This window comes from Paenibacillus sp. RC334 (genome assembly GCF_030034735.1).
GTDB lineage: Bacteria > Bacillota > Bacilli > Paenibacillales > Paenibacillaceae > Paenibacillus > Paenibacillus terrae_A.
This window is the reverse complement of the sequence record NZ_CP125370.1, coordinates 4,570,981-4,586,930: the sequence shown is the minus strand read 5'-3', so window position 1 is coordinate 4,586,930 and position 15,950 is coordinate 4,570,981. Positions and strand designations below refer to the sequence as shown.

14 protein-coding genes are annotated in these 15,950 nt (G+C 48.7%); 8 read left to right on the top strand and 6 right to left on the bottom strand.

The genetic code is table 11. The features are described 5' to 3' along the window. Positions 1-14: 14 nt before the first annotated feature. From QMK20_RS21055 to QMK20_RS21045, 3 genes are all read right to left on the bottom strand, one after another. Positions 15-869 carry a 1,4-dihydroxy-6-naphtoate synthase gene (locus QMK20_RS21055; protein ID WP_283653176.1) on the bottom strand — a complete coding sequence of 285 codons (855 nt, stop codon included), beginning with the start codon at positions 867-869 and terminating at the stop codon, positions 15-17. Next, positions 870-1,529, bottom strand: coding sequence for a futalosine hydrolase (locus tag QMK20_RS21050; RefSeq protein WP_283653175.1), 660 nt, complete (start codon positions 1,527-1,529; stop codon positions 870-872). Between the two features lie 259 nt (positions 1,530-1,788). After that, positions 1,789-2,034, bottom strand: coding sequence for a hypothetical protein (locus QMK20_RS21045; RefSeq protein WP_044645463.1), 246 nt, complete (start codon positions 2,032-2,034; stop codon positions 1,789-1,791). 307 nt (positions 2,035-2,341) lie between these two features. Between QMK20_RS21045 and ppk1 the strand changes: the two genes are divergently transcribed. Next, entirely contained in the window at positions 2,342-4,456 is a 2,115-nt protein-coding gene (gene ppk1 / locus QMK20_RS21040) for a polyphosphate kinase 1 (RefSeq protein WP_283653174.1), read from the top strand. On the opposite strand, the gene QMK20_RS21035 is transcribed toward ppk1, so the two are convergent. Then, positions 4,416-5,963, bottom strand: coding sequence for a Ppx/GppA phosphatase family protein (locus QMK20_RS21035; protein WP_283653173.1), 1,548 nt, complete (start codon positions 5,961-5,963; stop codon positions 4,416-4,418). The genes ppk1 and QMK20_RS21035 overlap by 41 nt on opposite strands. Before the next feature lie 218 nt (positions 5,964-6,181). Here QMK20_RS21035 and QMK20_RS21030 point away from each other — a divergent pair, with 218 nt between their 5' ends. Together QMK20_RS21030 and sda are read left to right on the top strand one after the other, a co-directional pair. Then, positions 6,182-6,838, top strand: coding sequence for a YheC/YheD family protein (locus QMK20_RS21030; RefSeq protein ID WP_283653172.1), 657 nt, complete (start codon positions 6,182-6,184; stop codon positions 6,836-6,838). A gap of 281 nt (positions 6,839-7,119) precedes the next feature. Beyond that, positions 7,120-7,263 carry a sporulation histidine kinase inhibitor Sda gene (gene sda, locus QMK20_RS21025; RefSeq protein ID WP_007431918.1) on the top strand — a complete coding sequence of 48 codons (144 nt, stop codon included), beginning with the start codon at positions 7,120-7,122 and terminating at the stop codon, positions 7,261-7,263. A 161-nt stretch (positions 7,264-7,424) separates the two neighbouring features. Here the strand turns inward: sda and QMK20_RS21020 are convergent, their stop codons facing one another. Then, the gene (locus QMK20_RS21020) at positions 7,425-8,429 is read right to left on the bottom strand and encodes an NAD(P)/FAD-dependent oxidoreductase (RefSeq protein ID WP_283653171.1); all 1,005 of its coding nucleotides are present in this window, start codon (positions 8,427-8,429) and stop codon (positions 7,425-7,427) included. A gap of 245 nt (positions 8,430-8,674) precedes the next feature. On the opposite strand from QMK20_RS21020, the gene QMK20_RS21015 reads away from it, so the two are divergent. The 4 genes from QMK20_RS21015 (at position 8,675) to QMK20_RS21000 (ending at position 13,159) form a co-directional block, all read left to right on the top strand. Beyond that, a complete protein-coding gene (locus QMK20_RS21015) occupies positions 8,675-9,865 on the top strand; it encodes an NAD(P)/FAD-dependent oxidoreductase (RefSeq protein ID WP_283653170.1) in 1,191 nt (396 codons plus the stop codon). Between the two features lie 168 nt (positions 9,866-10,033). Next, positions 10,034-10,540, top strand: a complete 507-nt coding sequence (locus QMK20_RS21010) for a MarR family winged helix-turn-helix transcriptional regulator (protein ID WP_283653169.1) — start codon at positions 10,034-10,036, stop codon at positions 10,538-10,540. A gap of 118 nt (positions 10,541-10,658) precedes the next feature. Next, positions 10,659-11,996 carry an HlyD family secretion protein gene (locus QMK20_RS21005; RefSeq protein WP_283653168.1) on the top strand — a complete coding sequence of 446 codons (1,338 nt, stop codon included), beginning with the start codon at positions 10,659-10,661 and terminating at the stop codon, positions 11,994-11,996. After that, positions 11,993-13,159 carry an ABC transporter permease gene (locus QMK20_RS21000; protein WP_283653167.1) on the top strand — a complete coding sequence of 389 codons (1,167 nt, stop codon included), beginning with the start codon at positions 11,993-11,995 and terminating at the stop codon, positions 13,157-13,159. The genes QMK20_RS21005 and QMK20_RS21000 overlap by 4 nt, the downstream gene beginning before the upstream one ends. Before the next feature lie 123 nt (positions 13,160-13,282). On the opposite strand, the gene hemQ is transcribed toward QMK20_RS21000, so the two are convergent. Further along, the gene (gene hemQ, locus QMK20_RS20995; protein ID WP_283653166.1) at positions 13,283-14,062 is read right to left on the bottom strand and encodes a hydrogen peroxide-dependent heme synthase; all 780 of its coding nucleotides are present in this window, start codon (positions 14,060-14,062) and stop codon (positions 13,283-13,285) included. Positions 14,063-14,409: 347 nt separating this feature from the next. Here hemQ and QMK20_RS20990 point away from each other — a divergent pair, with 347 nt between their 5' ends. Then, positions 14,410-15,927: a replication initiation and membrane attachment family protein gene (locus QMK20_RS20990; RefSeq protein WP_283653165.1), complete on the top strand. Its 1,518-nt coding sequence runs from the start codon at positions 14,410-14,412 to the stop codon at positions 15,925-15,927. The last annotated feature ends 23 nt before the right edge of the window (positions 15,928-15,950 follow it).

Sequence of the window (15,950 nt, the reverse complement as noted above, 5' to 3'; positions counted from 1 at the left end):
GCAATGTCGGTCCATTAGCGGGTGGTGGACGCAAGGCGCAGCTTGGCTAAATCAAACGAAGGCACAAGTCCTTCCTGTGCGGCGCGTCCGAGCAGTGCTTCGATGGCTGCGTATCCACTGTCGCCCAGATTGGCGGTAAAGTCGTTCACGTACAGGTCGATATGTGATTGGGCCACATCCGGAGACAGCTCCTGTGCATGGGACAATACATATTCGCGCGAGGCCTCGGGATGCTTCCAAGCATACTCGACAGAGGCGTGTAACCAGCCTGCGATCGCATCGAGGTCCAGAGAACGGCGGGCAATAATGGCTCCAAGCGGAATCGGGAGACCCGTATCTTCTTCCCACCAGTTGCCCAGATCCACTTGCTTGCTGAGACCGTAGGATGGATACGTGAAACGTGCCTCGTGAATGACCAGCCCGGCATCCATATGTCCGTCACGGACAGCAGGCATGATCTGGTCGAACGGCATCACGACAATTTCACCGACCCCTCCCGGCACATGCTTGGCCGCCCACAGGCGGAATAGCAGATAGGCCGTGGAGCGTTCGCTCGGCACAGCTACGCGCTTGCCGGACAGGGCTTCCGGTCCTTCCGCCGTGGTATCTTCCTTGGTCAGCACGAGCGGTCCGCAGCCCCGGCCTAGCGCGCCGCCGCAAGGCAGCAGGGCGTATTCGTCCAGCACCCAAGGGAGTGCAGCATAAGAGATTTTCATAACATCCAGCCCGTTTGGCGTTACCGCCAGATTGTTGGTGATGTCGATATCGGCGAATGTGATGTCCAGCGAGGGTGCGCCCGGAATCAACCCATGCGCCAAGGCATGAAAGACAAAGGTGTCGTTGGGACAAGGTGAAAAAGCAATTTGCATCTATATAACCTCCGTTAATGTAGAAAATGCGGCTTCCAACGCTTGCAAAGCCTCTTTGATCCGCCAGGCGGCGCGGTCACGTGGGCCAACTGCATTGGAGATCGTGCGGATCTCCATCACAGGCAGCTCCAGCCTGTTCGCCGCTACGGCTACCCCATAGCCTTCCATCGCTTCGGCAGCAGCCCCGGGAACGCGCACAGCCAGCTGTTCTGCGGTTGCCGCCGTACCAGTCGCCGTCGTGACGGTCAGGATCGGCCCGGCGACGGCTGTCTGTCCGGCGGCACGCAGCGCCTGAACGAGTCGCTGCGTGGTTGCGCCGTTCACGGCGATTCGGCTGGAGCCGAAGCCCAGCTCGTCCACGCTGCTAAAGCCCTCCGCCGTCTCGGCCCCGAGGTCGGCGGCGATGATCGCGTCCGCGACGACGACGCTCTCCAGTGCGGCTACATCCACGAAGCCGCCGCCGATTCCGGCGCTGATGACCAGGCGGTAGCCGCCGCCAACCAGCGCCAGAGCAGTCGAAGCCGCTGCGGACGGAGCGCCCACACCAGCCAGCTCAACTGCAAAGCGGGTGTCGCCGTTCAGCCCGCGCAGCACGGCTTCCCGTTCGCCCTCAACCGCGGTCATGATCAGGATGCGTCCGTCTGATGTTGTAGGCTCCATCGGTTGATTCCCCTTTAAATTTAGATTTTATGCTACTTTATCATACTGCTTTTTGAAACGATGTTCAAAAAAAACGACAAAAAAAGCGCTCTGTGGCGCCTTTTGGATAAACCTGTAATATTTTCACAGACCGAAAGCCAGCAGCATCGCTGCCTTAAAGAATAACTTTTAGCCTATAAGTAACAGTTAGATAGCAGTTATATTCAAGAAAAAAAGCATTTCTAATCTGGAAGAACAGTACAGGCATAGCATATAATAATTATATCGGCTGATCCTTGGTGATCAACTGAAACATCGTGATATTGCGGTCATAATGGCTTTGGGTCCCATCCTGATTGCGCACCCGAATCATCTCGCTGCTGAACAATTCGATATATCCGCTGCCAATCTCGCAGTATACGCCCGTCGGGTCCTCCTGCCAGACTGAAACGAGATGCTGAGACAGCGCTGCGGTAAAAAATTCGATGTTTTTTTGCAGTACGCGTGGCGTTTTCTTGGGTTCCATAACGTAAATCCTCCCTATATGATGCCATTTGAAAATGAAACAATTGAAAGTGGCTGGTATGTGACAAGTAAAGCGTGATAAATATAAAAAAACGATGAAAAAGTACGATTCGACAATCTACCTCAATGAAACAGACGTAAACACTGTACCCTTTAATACTATTTTTGTAAAGTATCCGATTGACCTTTTCAACAACAGGCTGCGTTTTACACACATTTTACATTGTGTTTACACAGCCGTGATGCTAGTGCGTTTCATCTAATAGTACAATAAAACATAACTATACTGCATGATTGATGGAGGCCATATGTTGATAGAGAGTCAGAATAAGGATAAAGATAAAGCCGGGTCAGAACGCTACTTTAATCGGGATTTGAGCTGGATTGAATTTAACCGTCGTGTGCTTCAGGAAGCTCAGGATACAGACACACCGTTGCTGGAGAGAGCCAAATTTTTGGCGATTGTGTCCAGCAATCTGGATGAATTTATGGCTGTTCGGGTGGCAGAGACGCGCGAGAAGATTAAGGCTGGTTTTATGCAAAAGGATTTTACCGGATATACTCCCTCCGGTTTGTACAAACGGCTGATCAAGCGCACGGTCTCAATGGTATCGGAGCAGTATCGAACCTATCGCGAAATTTCCCGCCTGTTGACGAAAAAGGGGATTTTGCTGCTTGAATATGAGGGCTTGAATGCGACACAGCGCAAGTCTCTGGATACCTACTTTCATGAAATTATATTTCCGGTGCTAACGCCAATGGCGGTCGATCAGAGCCGTCCTTTTCCACTAGTTCACAATAAATATGTATATTTGGCAGTTGTACTGAGACGTCAAGGGGATACGGAGGAGGATAAGCCGTTTTTTGCCATTGTGCAGGTGCCTTCCAATATTCCGCGTGTCGTGTCTGTGCCGCTACGTTCCAATAGCAAGAAGAAATCATTCATTTTAATTGAAGAGCTGATCAAGCATCATATTCAAACGCTGTTCACAGGTTATGTGCCGGAATCGGTCCAAGCCTTTCGGGTCACGCGCAATTCCGATTTGTCCATTAATGAAGAAGAAATCGAAGATTTGCTCGAAGAGATTGAAAAAGAACTGCGTCGAAGAAGACGCGGTGCGCCAGTAAGGCTGGAAGTGGAAAAAGGGATTAATCCCTTTGCTCTGATGGAGCTTCAGCGCGAATTCAAGTTGTTCGATCATGTGTTTGAGATGGACGGGCCGCTGGATTTGACGTTTCTATCGTCCTTTGCCGATCAATTGGAAGGGCATTCGCATTTGAAGTTTCCGGCAATCAAACCGGTGTATCCGGAAGAGCTGCCCCCGCAAGAGGATATCTTCAACGTACTTCGCAAACGGGACGTGCTGGTATATCATCCGTATGAGTCGTTCGATGCGGTAACGGATTTTATCATTGAGGCGTCAGAGGACCCGGATGTGATGGCGATCAAAATGACCCTGTACCGGGTCAACGGGGAATCCAAGCTGATACCGGCACTGGCACGTGCGGCTGAATCGGGCAAGCAGGTCACGGTGGTGGTGGAATTAAAGGCCCGTTTTGATGAGGAACGTAATATTGCCTGGGCGCGTACGCTTGAGAAAGCAGGCTGTCATGTGGTTTACGGGCTAGTCGGTTTGAAGACGCACGCCAAAATCATTCTCGTGGTACGCCACGAGCGTAACGCGCTCAAACGATACGTGCATGTGGGGACTGGCAACTACAATGAAAGCACGGCCCGCGTATATACGGATATCGGGTTATTCACGTCAGACCCGGTCTTGGGCGAGGATGCCTCCGAGCTGTTTAATGAAATCACGGGCTTCTCCGCACTCAAGACGCTGCAAGCTTTTACGGTGGCTCCGACGGGAATGAAAAACAAGCTGTTCGAGCTGATCCGCAGGGAAGCGGAGCAAGCACTTGCAGGCAAGCCAGCCCGTATCATTGCCAAAATCAACTCCTTATCCAGTCAGGAGATGATTGATGAACTTTATGCAGCTTCTCAGGCGGGTGTGAAGATTGATTTGATCATTAGAGGGGTCTGCTGCTTGCGTCCCGGTGTGGAAGGCTTCAGCGAGAATATCAGCGTCATTAGTATTGTGGATCGCTTTCTGGAGCATTCCAGGCTGTTTTATTTTGAAAATGCAGGGGCTTCGGAGCTGTTCCTGTCCAGCGCGGACTGGATGACTCGCAACCTGACACGCCGGATTGAACTGATGTGCCCGATTTACGATGACCGGATCAAGGGAATGCTGTCGGACATTTTGCATTTGTCCTTGAGAGATAATGTGAAGGCGCGGCAGCTTCTGTCCAATGGCAGTTATCAGTTTGTGGCAAGAAACGACGAAGAGGCCCCTATGCGGAGCCAATCCGAAGCCATGAAGGTTAGAAATTGGAAGAAGGAAGAATGGACCACGACAACGTAAGGTTCCATGCTTTTTGAAAATCCTTGGCGACAGCCTCCAGCTCCCGCTGTTCCAGAATCGGTTCACTCATGCTTTCCAGACGAAGATGTAGCGCATCGTCACCTGTGGTGGGATTGATGCTGGTGATGATGCCGGATTCGCTCCGATCCATGCCGATCGCAAGCTGGAGCAGGGAGCCCAACCGATGTACACGTTCTTCGTCGGAAGGCTCCAGAATATCGGCATGTGTGCGCAACAGTCGGGGCGTCCGATTCTTGGGATGGTAGTCTGCGATCAGCGCAGCCAGCACCGTTTCCTGATGGGATAAACCTCCGATGCCCGCATGTAGGATCCAGAACACGGAATGCTGGCGGAAATGATAGTAATTTAAGGCTGCTCCGGTTTTGTACAGCGTTGCGGCGGTAAGCAGCAGACGTTTGTCCATCGCTGAGGATGATACGTCAGCCCATACGTCAACGAGTTCGTCATAGAGTCGGACAGCGTACTCGTTAACCCGCTTGACGTGCTCTTCGCTAACCGGAACAGCGAATGAAAGTATATTGCGGATCGACGCGATGAGCGGATTGTCGACCACAGGCTTTTCGGAATTGACCAGTTCATGAAACAAACCGTCACGCAAGCCCGCTCCGCTGACCAAATAGGTGGAGCCATGAGCGGCCTCGAATATCGTTTTCAATATAACTAGCCCCGGTACAATAATGTCGGCTCTGTCTTTGGACAGGCCGGCTGTTTTTTTGCGTTTTTCATAGGGAAGATGGGGCAGACTGACATAAAAATAATCGACATCTTCTGTCGTCATTTCGTAATGGTGCGTCACGGGCAACGAGTAATCCTGCCGCTTCTGATTGATTTTGGCCAAGGTACGCAAGGTACCGCCCAAACCGATGAACGGCAGGCCCGGATTGGAAAAGATCCAATCATGGTCTTGCAGGGAAGAACGGACGAAGCTCTCCATCTCCTCGATCTGCTGAGAGGACCATTCACCATTCCTGACTTCCTGGCCAAAGCGCGAATTCGTGTTGACCGCGCCAAAAGGAAACGATACGGTATGAAGCCGCTGTCGCTCGCGGAACAGCGTAATTTCGGTACTGCCGCCCCCGATGTCAATAATAATGCCGTCGTTTACATTCATGGTATTGACGACGCCCAGAAAACCGGCATAGCCCTCCTGCTCCCCGCTCAATATTTCCAGCGTTAAGCCTGTTTCCTCCGCAATCCATTGAACAATCTCATCCGAATTCGCCGCATTACGGATAGCGGCTGTCGCTGCTGCACGCATACGAACAACCTCGTGCATACGGCATACCGTTATAAATTGGCGCAGTAATGGAGCGATGCTTCGAATCGCTTCCCGCTCCATACGGCCGTTGGTTCCAACCTTTTCACTTAGTCGGGCAGCCTCTTTGCATTCCTGGACAATCCGGTAGGCTCCTGTCTCTGTTATTTCATAGATCACTAGACGTATGGAGTTGGAGCCAATGTCCATGATGCCGATTTTGCTGTTCATGAGTTGACCTCCTTGTCGAAAAAACAATTTGCCGGCAAACCCGCTGCTCCGTGCAAATATAAGTAGATTATTGTCATTGTACCAGTGATGTCCCGTGCATGCTACCGTTAGCATTGATCTTGTCGAAATGGATATGTTCCTCGGGCAATCATCCAAGAATAGAGCATCCGTGTTGAGTATGTATAAGTATAGTTTGACGGCGAAAGGAGAGAGGATTCATGAGACAACTTGCAAGCAAGTGGTTAAAGACGAAGGCGCTGCTCCGCCATCCGTATACCGCCGTTTATATACCGGAAACGTGTCTGTATAGCGAAGATCAACTGCGCATGATGCTGCGGCGGCAAGCTTTTGTGTTCATAAAGCCTGTGAAGGGCGGCGGTGGAATCGGAGTCATGCGTGTGGCTAGGGGGCGCAGGGAATACACCTGCACGCGCATGGAACGCACATACCGGTTCAGCAGCTTTGGAGAGCTTGCTGTCGGAATCGGAAAGCTCCGGCTCCAGCGTCCGTATTTGATTCAGCAGGGTATTTTGTTGGCTACTATTCAGGGCAGACCGGTTGACTATCGGGTAAAAGTGGTGAAAGTGGGCCAGAAATGGGTTTTCCGGTCGGTGGTTGCACGTCATGCCCGTCCCGGACTGGTCATTACGAACCTGTGCAAAGGGGGAACTTTGATGAAGGGAATGGATGCACTTCGGAAGATTTATCCCCGCCAGGTGGCTACCCGAAAGCGACGTGAAATCGTTAATCTTACACAGCGGTGTATTCCTGTACTGGAGAAAAGATTTCCGGGGATTGGACAATTGGGATTTGATTATGGACTTGATCCGAATGGACGGATATGGATTTTGGAGGTAAACACAAGGCCCCAATAATTCTTGATTTTCTTGAATTCAATCCCATAAAATTCAATTTAGTAGATTGTGAATATAATATATTTGTGTAAACAATAAAAAATTTTTTTTATTTACCAGCGTCAAAATCCTGTGTATAAGTATTGTCCACATTATCCCCTGTCACATATAAGGCTTTACGACACTTACCAACAATTTATACACAGGATTTCCACAACATGCTGTGGATAACAGAACGCTTGTTCCGTTTTTGGTATTTTGATAGAATAGATTTTGAAATAAAAGGAAAGGTTGTGTCGAGGATGGCTATGCTGACGGATGAAATGCTTTTGGATTCCTATCAGATGGCAATCGAGCTTAAACTTGAATGCGACTTCATTGCACTGTTGCTGGCTGAGATCCACAAAAGAAACTTAGAGATGAATACAGCCGTAGTCCTTCATTAGACCGGACAAGCTCTCGTACTGCGACTGTGAAGTCATTCAGGGTTCGAATGACTTTACGGACAATCACTGCAACGAATAGGCACACCGTAGAAAAGGGTATTTCACTCCAATAATTCAATTTTGGAGTAAAATACCCTTTTTTGTCATAGTCTAAGAATAGACTACAGTTTCATGTTACTACTGTGACCCGGGGACAGCTTGGCGTCCGGATCAACATAAACCTTGGCGTTGTTGACGGCCGTAGGCGCTTCACCGAAGCCGACAGCAATCAGCTTGAGCTTGCCTGGATAGGTCGTAATGTCCCCAGCGGCGAAAATGCCGGGAATATTCGTTTCCTGACGGGAATCGACCACGATGGAGTTACTTTCGATTTCGATTCCCCATTCGGCAATCGGACCGAGAGTGGATACAAATCCAAAGTTAACGATCACATCGTCCACTTCGATTTCCTGAGTTTCTTTGGTTTTTACATGAGCAAGGGTAACCTTCGTAATCGAGTCTTCCCCGTGCAGCTCTGTAATTTCGGTCGGTGTAACGACGTTTACTTTGGAAGCGAGGAGGTTTTCTACACTGTGTTCATGCGCACGGAATTTGTCGCGGCGATGAATCAATGTAACCTGTTCTGCAATCGGTTCCAGCATAAGCGCCCAGTCTACCGCAGAGTCGCCGCCGCCGCTGATCAGCACTTTCCGGCCTGCAAATTTACTCAGGTCGCTGACAAAGTAATGCAGGTTCGTTTTTTCAAAACGATCTGCGCCCGGCAGTTCCAGTCTGCGTGGCTCGAAAGCACCCACGCCAGCGGTAATAATGACCGCTTTACCGTGATACTCGCCGCCTTTATCTGTTTTTACGATGAAGTGGCGTTCTTCCTTTTTCTCTAATGATACGACTTTCTCTTCTAACTGTACTTCTGGATTAAAGTGGTTCATCTGCTGAACCAGATTGTTGACCAGTTCCTGTGCAGTCACTTTAGGAAAGCCAGCGACGTCATAAATATATTTTTCAGGATAAAGGGCTGCAAGCTGGCCTCCGAGTTGGGGCATACTTTCAATTAAGGTGACGGATGCCTGACGCATTCCCCCGTAGAAAGCAGCGAAAATACCGGCTGGACCGCCTCCGATGATAATCAGATCGCGGAGCTCCGCACCTGTGGATTGAGCTGTCACTCTAAAAACACCTCCGAAAGGGATAGTATGGATAATGAATATTAAATGTTGAATCAGCCGCATAGAGGTTAAAAAAAGCCACCGAACGTATGATTCACTGTCTATCATTATAAACTGCCGGGTTCCGCTTGCAAAGTTTAAGCGAATTATTATTTGATGAAGGTTATCCGGCGTGTATAAATAAGTCATTTTGAGAGCAAAGCTGTGAATAATCACTGATTACGTAAACCGGAAGGGGTAGAAGCATGAGCAGTATTCCCAAAATTGTCATTGTGGGTGCCGGGTATGGCGGTATTTTGACGGCTCAGCAATTGCAAAAGGAGCTCAAGCACAACGAGGCGGATGTCACGCTGATTAACCGCCATGATTACCACTATATAACAACGCATCTCCACATGCCCGCAGCGGGTACGGATACGATTGAGCATTCACGTATTCCGATTTCGCAGCTGATCGATGAGTTCAAAGTGGATCTAATCAAAGGGACGGTTAAGGATATCATACCGAAGGAGAAAAAAATCGTGCTGGAGGATGGATCGCTATCCTACGATTATCTGGTAATCGGGCTGGGCGGAGAACCGGAAACCTTCGGTATTCAGGGGATGGATAAGTTCGCGCTTACAATTCGAAGCATTAACTCGGTCCGCTTGATCCGTGAGCATGTCGAATACCAGCTTGCTTTGTATAAAAATGATGGAAACCCCGGACGGCTGAATTTTGTAGTCGGAGGTGCGGGCTTTAGCGGCATTGAATTTGTGGCGGAGCTGGCGGATCGTCTGCCACAATTGGCGAGAGCCTATGATATTGACTTTAACCGGATTCAAATCATTAACGTCGAGGCGGCTCCTACGGCATTGCCGGGCTTCGATCCGGAACTGGTAGAATACGCGATGGATGTCCTTAAGCGCAAGGGCGTTACCTTCCGCATCGGTGTTCCAATTAAGGAATGTCTTGAGGACGGCGTCATTGTTGGTGAGGGTGAGAAAATCGAAGCCTGCACGGTCGTATGGACTGGAGGTATTCGTGGTAACGGCCTGATCGAGAAAGCCGGATTTGAAGTGATGCGCGGACGGGTGAAGATCGACGATTTTCTACGCGCACCGGGCCATGACGACATTTTTATTATCGGGGACAGTTCTTTAATGTTTAATCCCGAAGGACGCCCGTATCCGCCGACCGCCCAAATTGCAATGCAGCAAGGGGTACTCTGCGCGAAGAATCTGGCAGCTACGCTTCGTAAAAAGGAGCTGCACAAGTTTGTATTTTCCAACAAAGGCACGGTTGCTTCTCTTGGAAAAGGGGAGGCTGTCGCCGTCGTGGGCAATCGCAAAATAAAGGGCTGGATAGCCGCGCAACTGAAAAAAATTGTGGATATCCGTTATCTGTTTATCATTGGCGGGATTCCGTTGGTGCTGAAAAAGGGACGTTTTTTCTAAGCTTGAGCATGACATCAAAAGATCTTATGCATTGAGAAGGTTTCCATGACTCCTGGCCAGGGGGCTTGGAAACCTTTTTTATTAATGTACTCCTAAAAAGGGTATTGACACATAACTATACGGCGACGTATAGTGTGGATATTAATTACAGAGGGGGGGGCCTTCACGTTGTATTCTGATTTTAACTTCAAGGGTGATCCCAAAAAGATAAATTTATTGGCAGAAAAATTTCCCCATGTGGACCCCCAATCGTTGAGTACGCTAGCGCTTTTCATGCAGACAGCTCATGAAGTATACAATGGTGTGTGCTCCAGACTGTCCGAATATGGACTATCGATTGGAAGTCTGAAAATTTTAATTCCGCTGTATCTGCATGAACGTGCATTGACTCCATCTGAACTGGCCGAATATTCAGGAGTAACACGGTCAACCGTAACCAGTGTAATCGACAAGCTGGAACGTGACGGTATCATCCGAAGAAGTACGCTGGCGGATCGCCGTATGACCGCAATCTCCTTGACTGAGGAAGGAAGACAGTTAATGACGGAAAGAATTCCGATGTTCATTCAGCTTTTTTCCGATTTATTGAAGGAATTTACGAAGGAAGATCATGTCCACTTCGCGGGGATGCTACAGAAGCTTTCCACAGGTGTGGAGCGAATAAAACGGGAATAAATGCTTTCCCAAGGCCGATAGTTAGACGTCGTACTATCAGATTGCGTACTTGTTTTTTTAAAACAATCATTTTTCCGCTTATTATTGGCTAAATCATCATGAAGGAGAGTTCATTGCAATGAATAAGAAGATCATTGTGTACGTTATACTTATTGCCGCGCTAGGTACTGGAGGTACGCTGATGGCTATGAGCGGCAAGGATGCTGTGAGTATGGCTGCCACACAAAAAAACACGCTGCTTACGGCAGATACCGTAAATGCTGCCTTTCAGGGCGTTGGGGGAAGAGTGAACACCATTGAGGTGAAGGAGGAACAACAGGTGAAAAAAGGGGATGTGCTCATGACCCTCGATCCTGTGGACCTCGACCTGCAAATTGAGAAATTAAAAACGGATATCGCGCAGGCTGATGTAAAAATAAAGCAGGCTAAAGACGGACTGCAAAATCAGTCAGAGAAAATTTCGACTTCAGAAAAACAGGGGCAACTGGATATTCAGGCTGCGCAAGCGGGAGAATCCCTGTTGAACCAAGGCACACGTGTGGAGGATATCCAGAAGCAAAAGCTGGCTATTGAAGCGGCGCAGCAATCGTTGGACGCATCTCTGACAGGAGTGGAGACATCCAAGAGAAATGCAGAGATCGCGCAAAAGACAGTGACCTCCAGACAACAGGCGCTGGAACTGGCTAAAATCAATTACAACCGTATTAAAGCTTTGTACGATGCTGGGGCTGGAACCAAGGCGGAGCTGGATAACGCTAAAAACCAACTGGATTCTGCACAAATTGTGCTAGATACAGCCCGGGATCAGGTGGAGATTGCCAATAATCAGATTACTGCGGCCAGCAAACAATCCGACATTGCTAAAAATAGTATCGCCCAGCAGCAAACCGCTCTGGAAAAAATGGAGGCAGGTGCAACCGCAGAGGAACGCGAACAGGCCCGCATCAAAACAGAAAAGGCCAAGGAAGCACTAACCCAGACCTCCCAAACACGTAAAGATGTTAAAAATAGTGAATACAACGTGGATCTTCTGGCTCAACAAAAGCAGGCATTAAGCGTTCAGCTCAAAACCTTGGAATTGCAGCGCGGACGTACGGTGCTGAAGGCATCCGCAGACGGTAAAGTGTCCCGCATTGTTCCCAAGATGGGAGAAATCGTTGCTACGGGGGCAACAGGCGTCGTTATTGAAACCAACCACCTATACTATGATATTTATGTGGATGAGGATTCCATCTCACAGTTTAAAGCAGGGGGAAATGTGGCTTCACATGTCGTAGCTTTAGACAAAAATATCCAGGGCAAGGTGAGATACGTTACCTCTGCTCCGCAGTATACCAACATGAGAATGAGCCGGGATAAAGGTTTGTCGGATATAAGCTCCTTCCAGGTAAGGGTAGATGTTCAGCGAACACCTGAATTATTACCTGGAATGACGATAGAGGTTGTGACGAAATGAAGGCGTTTATAGAAGAATGGAAGCTATTGATCAGCGGCAAGCTGGTATTCGTTATGCTGCTCGTCCCGATTGTCGTATCGGCATCTTTAGGGTTTGTTTTTAAAAACAATCAGCTTAATGATGCCTCTGTGGCTGTAGTCGATTTAGATCATAGCAATTATAGCCGACAGCTTATTAATAAATTAAATGCATCCCAGTATATTGATGTACGTTATGTGCAAGAGAATGAAACCGATCCGAATTTACTCTTATATAATGAAAAGTTTTTTGCAGTGATTTATCTTCCGGCAGGTCTGGAGGAGAATAGAGTTAAGGGAGTCCAGAGCAACATCGGCTTTTATGTAGATAACACGGTCGGGCTGGCTACAGGGAATCTGCGGTCGGCGGTGACGGAGATCATTGCCACGGAAAATGCGATGCTGGCTGGTGGTGGACTAAGGGGCATGGGAATGAGTGACAGCCAGGTTACAGGGCTTACCTCCAATATGCTACTCCAGCAGCGTCTGCTGTATAATCCGACCAATGTTACTTTGATGACCTCGGTTATGGGGTTCATGAATACGGTCATGATTTCACTGATTGGTGCTGCTGCGCTGACGATTGTTCCTCGCTTACGGGAGGAAGGACGATTAAAAGATGAGCTGCAGCATTCATACGGTCTGATTCTGAGGGTCATACCGTATGCGGTAGTTGGATGTGTATCCTTTTTTCTATCCATTGGTTTGCTCAAGCAGATCGGCGGACTCCGTTTTGAGGCCAATGTATGGCAAATGAGTATTCCGTTTCTACTGTACACGATTACTTTGGGTTTGTTTGCAATGGTTCTGGGATGGAGTGCGGCTAATCCGGGAAAAGCTTCCCCGCGTCTCATGCTGCTTATATTGCCTTCGTTTATGCTGAGTGGTGCTCAATTGCCGGTAGCTATGCTACCTCCATCGTTGCAGTATGTAAGTAACATTCTTCCATTAACCTGGCATTTCAAGTTTTTGAGAGGGATGGGATTCAAGGGCGGAAGCTTGAAGTATTTCATTCCTGAGGTTGGAGGATTTTTGATCCTGTTAAGTGCTTTGTTGCTTCTGATCTTTATTCTGATTGCTCTGGAGAAAAGAAAGCTGGCAAAAAGCGAGGATGCAGCTGTAGTGGTTGAACCTGTGTTACACTAATATCAAAGAATATGATTTTTCAGGCGCCTGTGAGGGGGCCTTTTCTCATCTTGTGCGGCTTTGCAGCATATAAAAAGGATTCCGCATTCCCTAAAGCGGGAGTTCACGAAATCCTTGGTCGTTTTATAGCTTTAACATGTCTTCAAATGTTTCTTCGTTCAGGACGCTGCCGACATAGAAGGAGCCGAACTCGCCGTAACGGGCGCTGACTTCGTCAAAACGCATTTCGTAGATCAGCTTTTTAAATTGAAGTGCGTCGTCGGCGAACAGCGTGACACCCCATTCCCAATCGTCGAAGCCGATAGAACCGGAAATGATTTGCTTCACTCTGCCAGCGTAGCTGCGTCCGATCAAACCGTGGCTGCGCATCAGAGTGCGACGCTCGTCCATCGAAAGCATGTACCAGTTGTCATCCAGATCGCGTTTTTTGTTCATCGGATAGAAGCAAATATATCGAGCCTTGTTCAAAACAGGCTTCAGACGTGCAACAATTTGCGGATTTTGCATCGGATCTTCTTCTTTGCTCAAATAGTTGCTCAGCTCGACCACACTCACGTAAGAGTAGGTTTTAGTCGTATATTTGGCAAAGGTTGTTTTGTTAAAATCATTTTCGAGTTTGTTGAGATCTTCCAGCGTTTCGCGTAGATGTAACATTACAAAATCAGCCTTTTGTCCGATTACAGTATATACGGCAGAGCTGCCCAGACCCGCTTCCTCGGTAACGCTCCATTCCTTCATAAACTCTTGAAGCTCGTCCAGCGCCCCGGCGCGTTCTTCATCGTCTGCTGTTTTCCATGCCGTCCAGTTGATGGATCGGAAATCGTGAAGTGCATACCAGCCTTCCAGCGTGGATGCTACTTCATTTGGCGTTGATGGGGGTTGTTGAGGTTGATGTTGGTTCACAATGGTCACTCCTTTTTCAAATCTGTAAATAATCATCGGCATGGCCGAAACATGTGCGTTGTAAGTATGTCCTGCGAATAAAGAATGTGTAATGCTTAACTATTATATTGTAGCCCAAATAAAGGATTTTCACCAATGAAAGAAATGTGAAGAATTTTATTTTTTCCGTGATGCAGGTCACAAGCAGTAAAATAGTTAGTATTCTCGAAAAAAGGGGAACACGGACGAATGAGGCTGCCAAAAAGGAGGACAATTGGACTTATTTTGCTGGTCTCAGCTGGGGTCAAGTATGATAGAATAGAAAAACATCTTGGAGACCGTTATGTCAGGAAAGGAAGAATGTTGGAATGCGGATGAAAAACCTGCTGCACTATACTGAGAACCACCGCTACTGCGTTTATCGGGAATTCGGCTTGAGCGCACTGGATGAATTGATGCTGGGAAGCGTCTATCAGCCGATGGTAGGCGCATTTGCGGTCAGCCTGTATCGGCTATTGTTCCAGCATGTGCCAGTCGGACAGATCGGTTATTCGCCGCTGGAGCAGCAGCGTCGTCTTTTTCTGACACTAGGGCTGGAGCCGAGTGAGAAGGGACGCAAGCATCTAATTGAACAGACCTCCAAGCTGGAGGCTGTCGGTCTGTTGCAGACGTCCAGGCTGTATGCACCGGAAACGGACGACTATATGTATGAATATGAGATGCAGCCACCGCTTGCACCTGCCGATTTTTTCAGGACGCAGCATCTTACTCTTTTGTTGAGAGACAAAATTGGCAAGTTTGCGGTGCTTTCTCTGCGAGAATCGCTGTGGAGCAGCGAATCTGCGGAATGGTCGCAATCTTCCTATAATAAAGAGAATATATCTATTCCGTTTTACGAGTTATTTGAGCTGAACACCCATGTCATTGATTACGAGTTGGAGCAGGCGCTTTCCGAGGTGTCTTCGGGCCGTCACAATGGGGCTTTGGCCGCAGAGTCGGAGGAAGGGCTGAATTATGCAGACATCATTCTCCGTTTTCCGCGTGAATCCGTTAATCGCAAGCATGTAGAGCGTCTGCGTTTTGAGCACGAGCAGTTAGGCATGGTCAATTACGTTGTTCGCAAATTTGACTTATCTGTACAGGACATCAGCCGCTTGCTGGATGAGGACGGTGTTTTTACCGAAGCGGGCGATTTGCTGCTAGACGAGCTTCAACTCCGGGCCAGCCAGCATTCCAGACAGGATCGGAAGCGTCAGGAGGAACAGCAGGTGCAGGCCGCCAAAGTGGTTGCTCTGCGTCAGAGAGAAGCTGCCACTTCGGAAGAGCCTCCTGCGGAGCAGGCCGTGGAAATGGAGTTCTATGTGGAAGTTCCACCACAGTTCACAGCTAAATGCGACATTCACCAATATAATATGATGCTGCGCAACGAGCCTTATCGTCGTTTGTTGCAAACCTTTTTCCCCGGCACGGTTCCCGGTAACCTGCTGGATATATTCGAAAAGATTGATATCAGCTACAAGTTGCCCGGTGAAGTCATCAATGTACTTATCCATTATTTAATGTCCCTGCTGGTATCAGGAAGCGATCAGCGGATCAACCGAAACTTTGTCGAGGCCGTCGCTTCCAATATGCTGTTAAAGCAGGTAAGTACCTACGAAAAGGCCGTTCAATATATACGTGACCAAGCCAAGGTAAAAGGCAAGCAGTCCGCTGCCTCTCCTTCCGGCGGCCGTTCCCGTTCGTATGCCAAAAACAACGGCCCATCCAAGCCATCCATTCCCATCGTACAGGATCATCCTGCCGAGGAACCGGTATCCGAGGAAGAACTGGATGAATTGCTGCGCCTGGCCGAACGAATGCAATCCGGCAAGCAAAAAAAGGTGTAGTGGATAGCTCTACGCTAAATCGA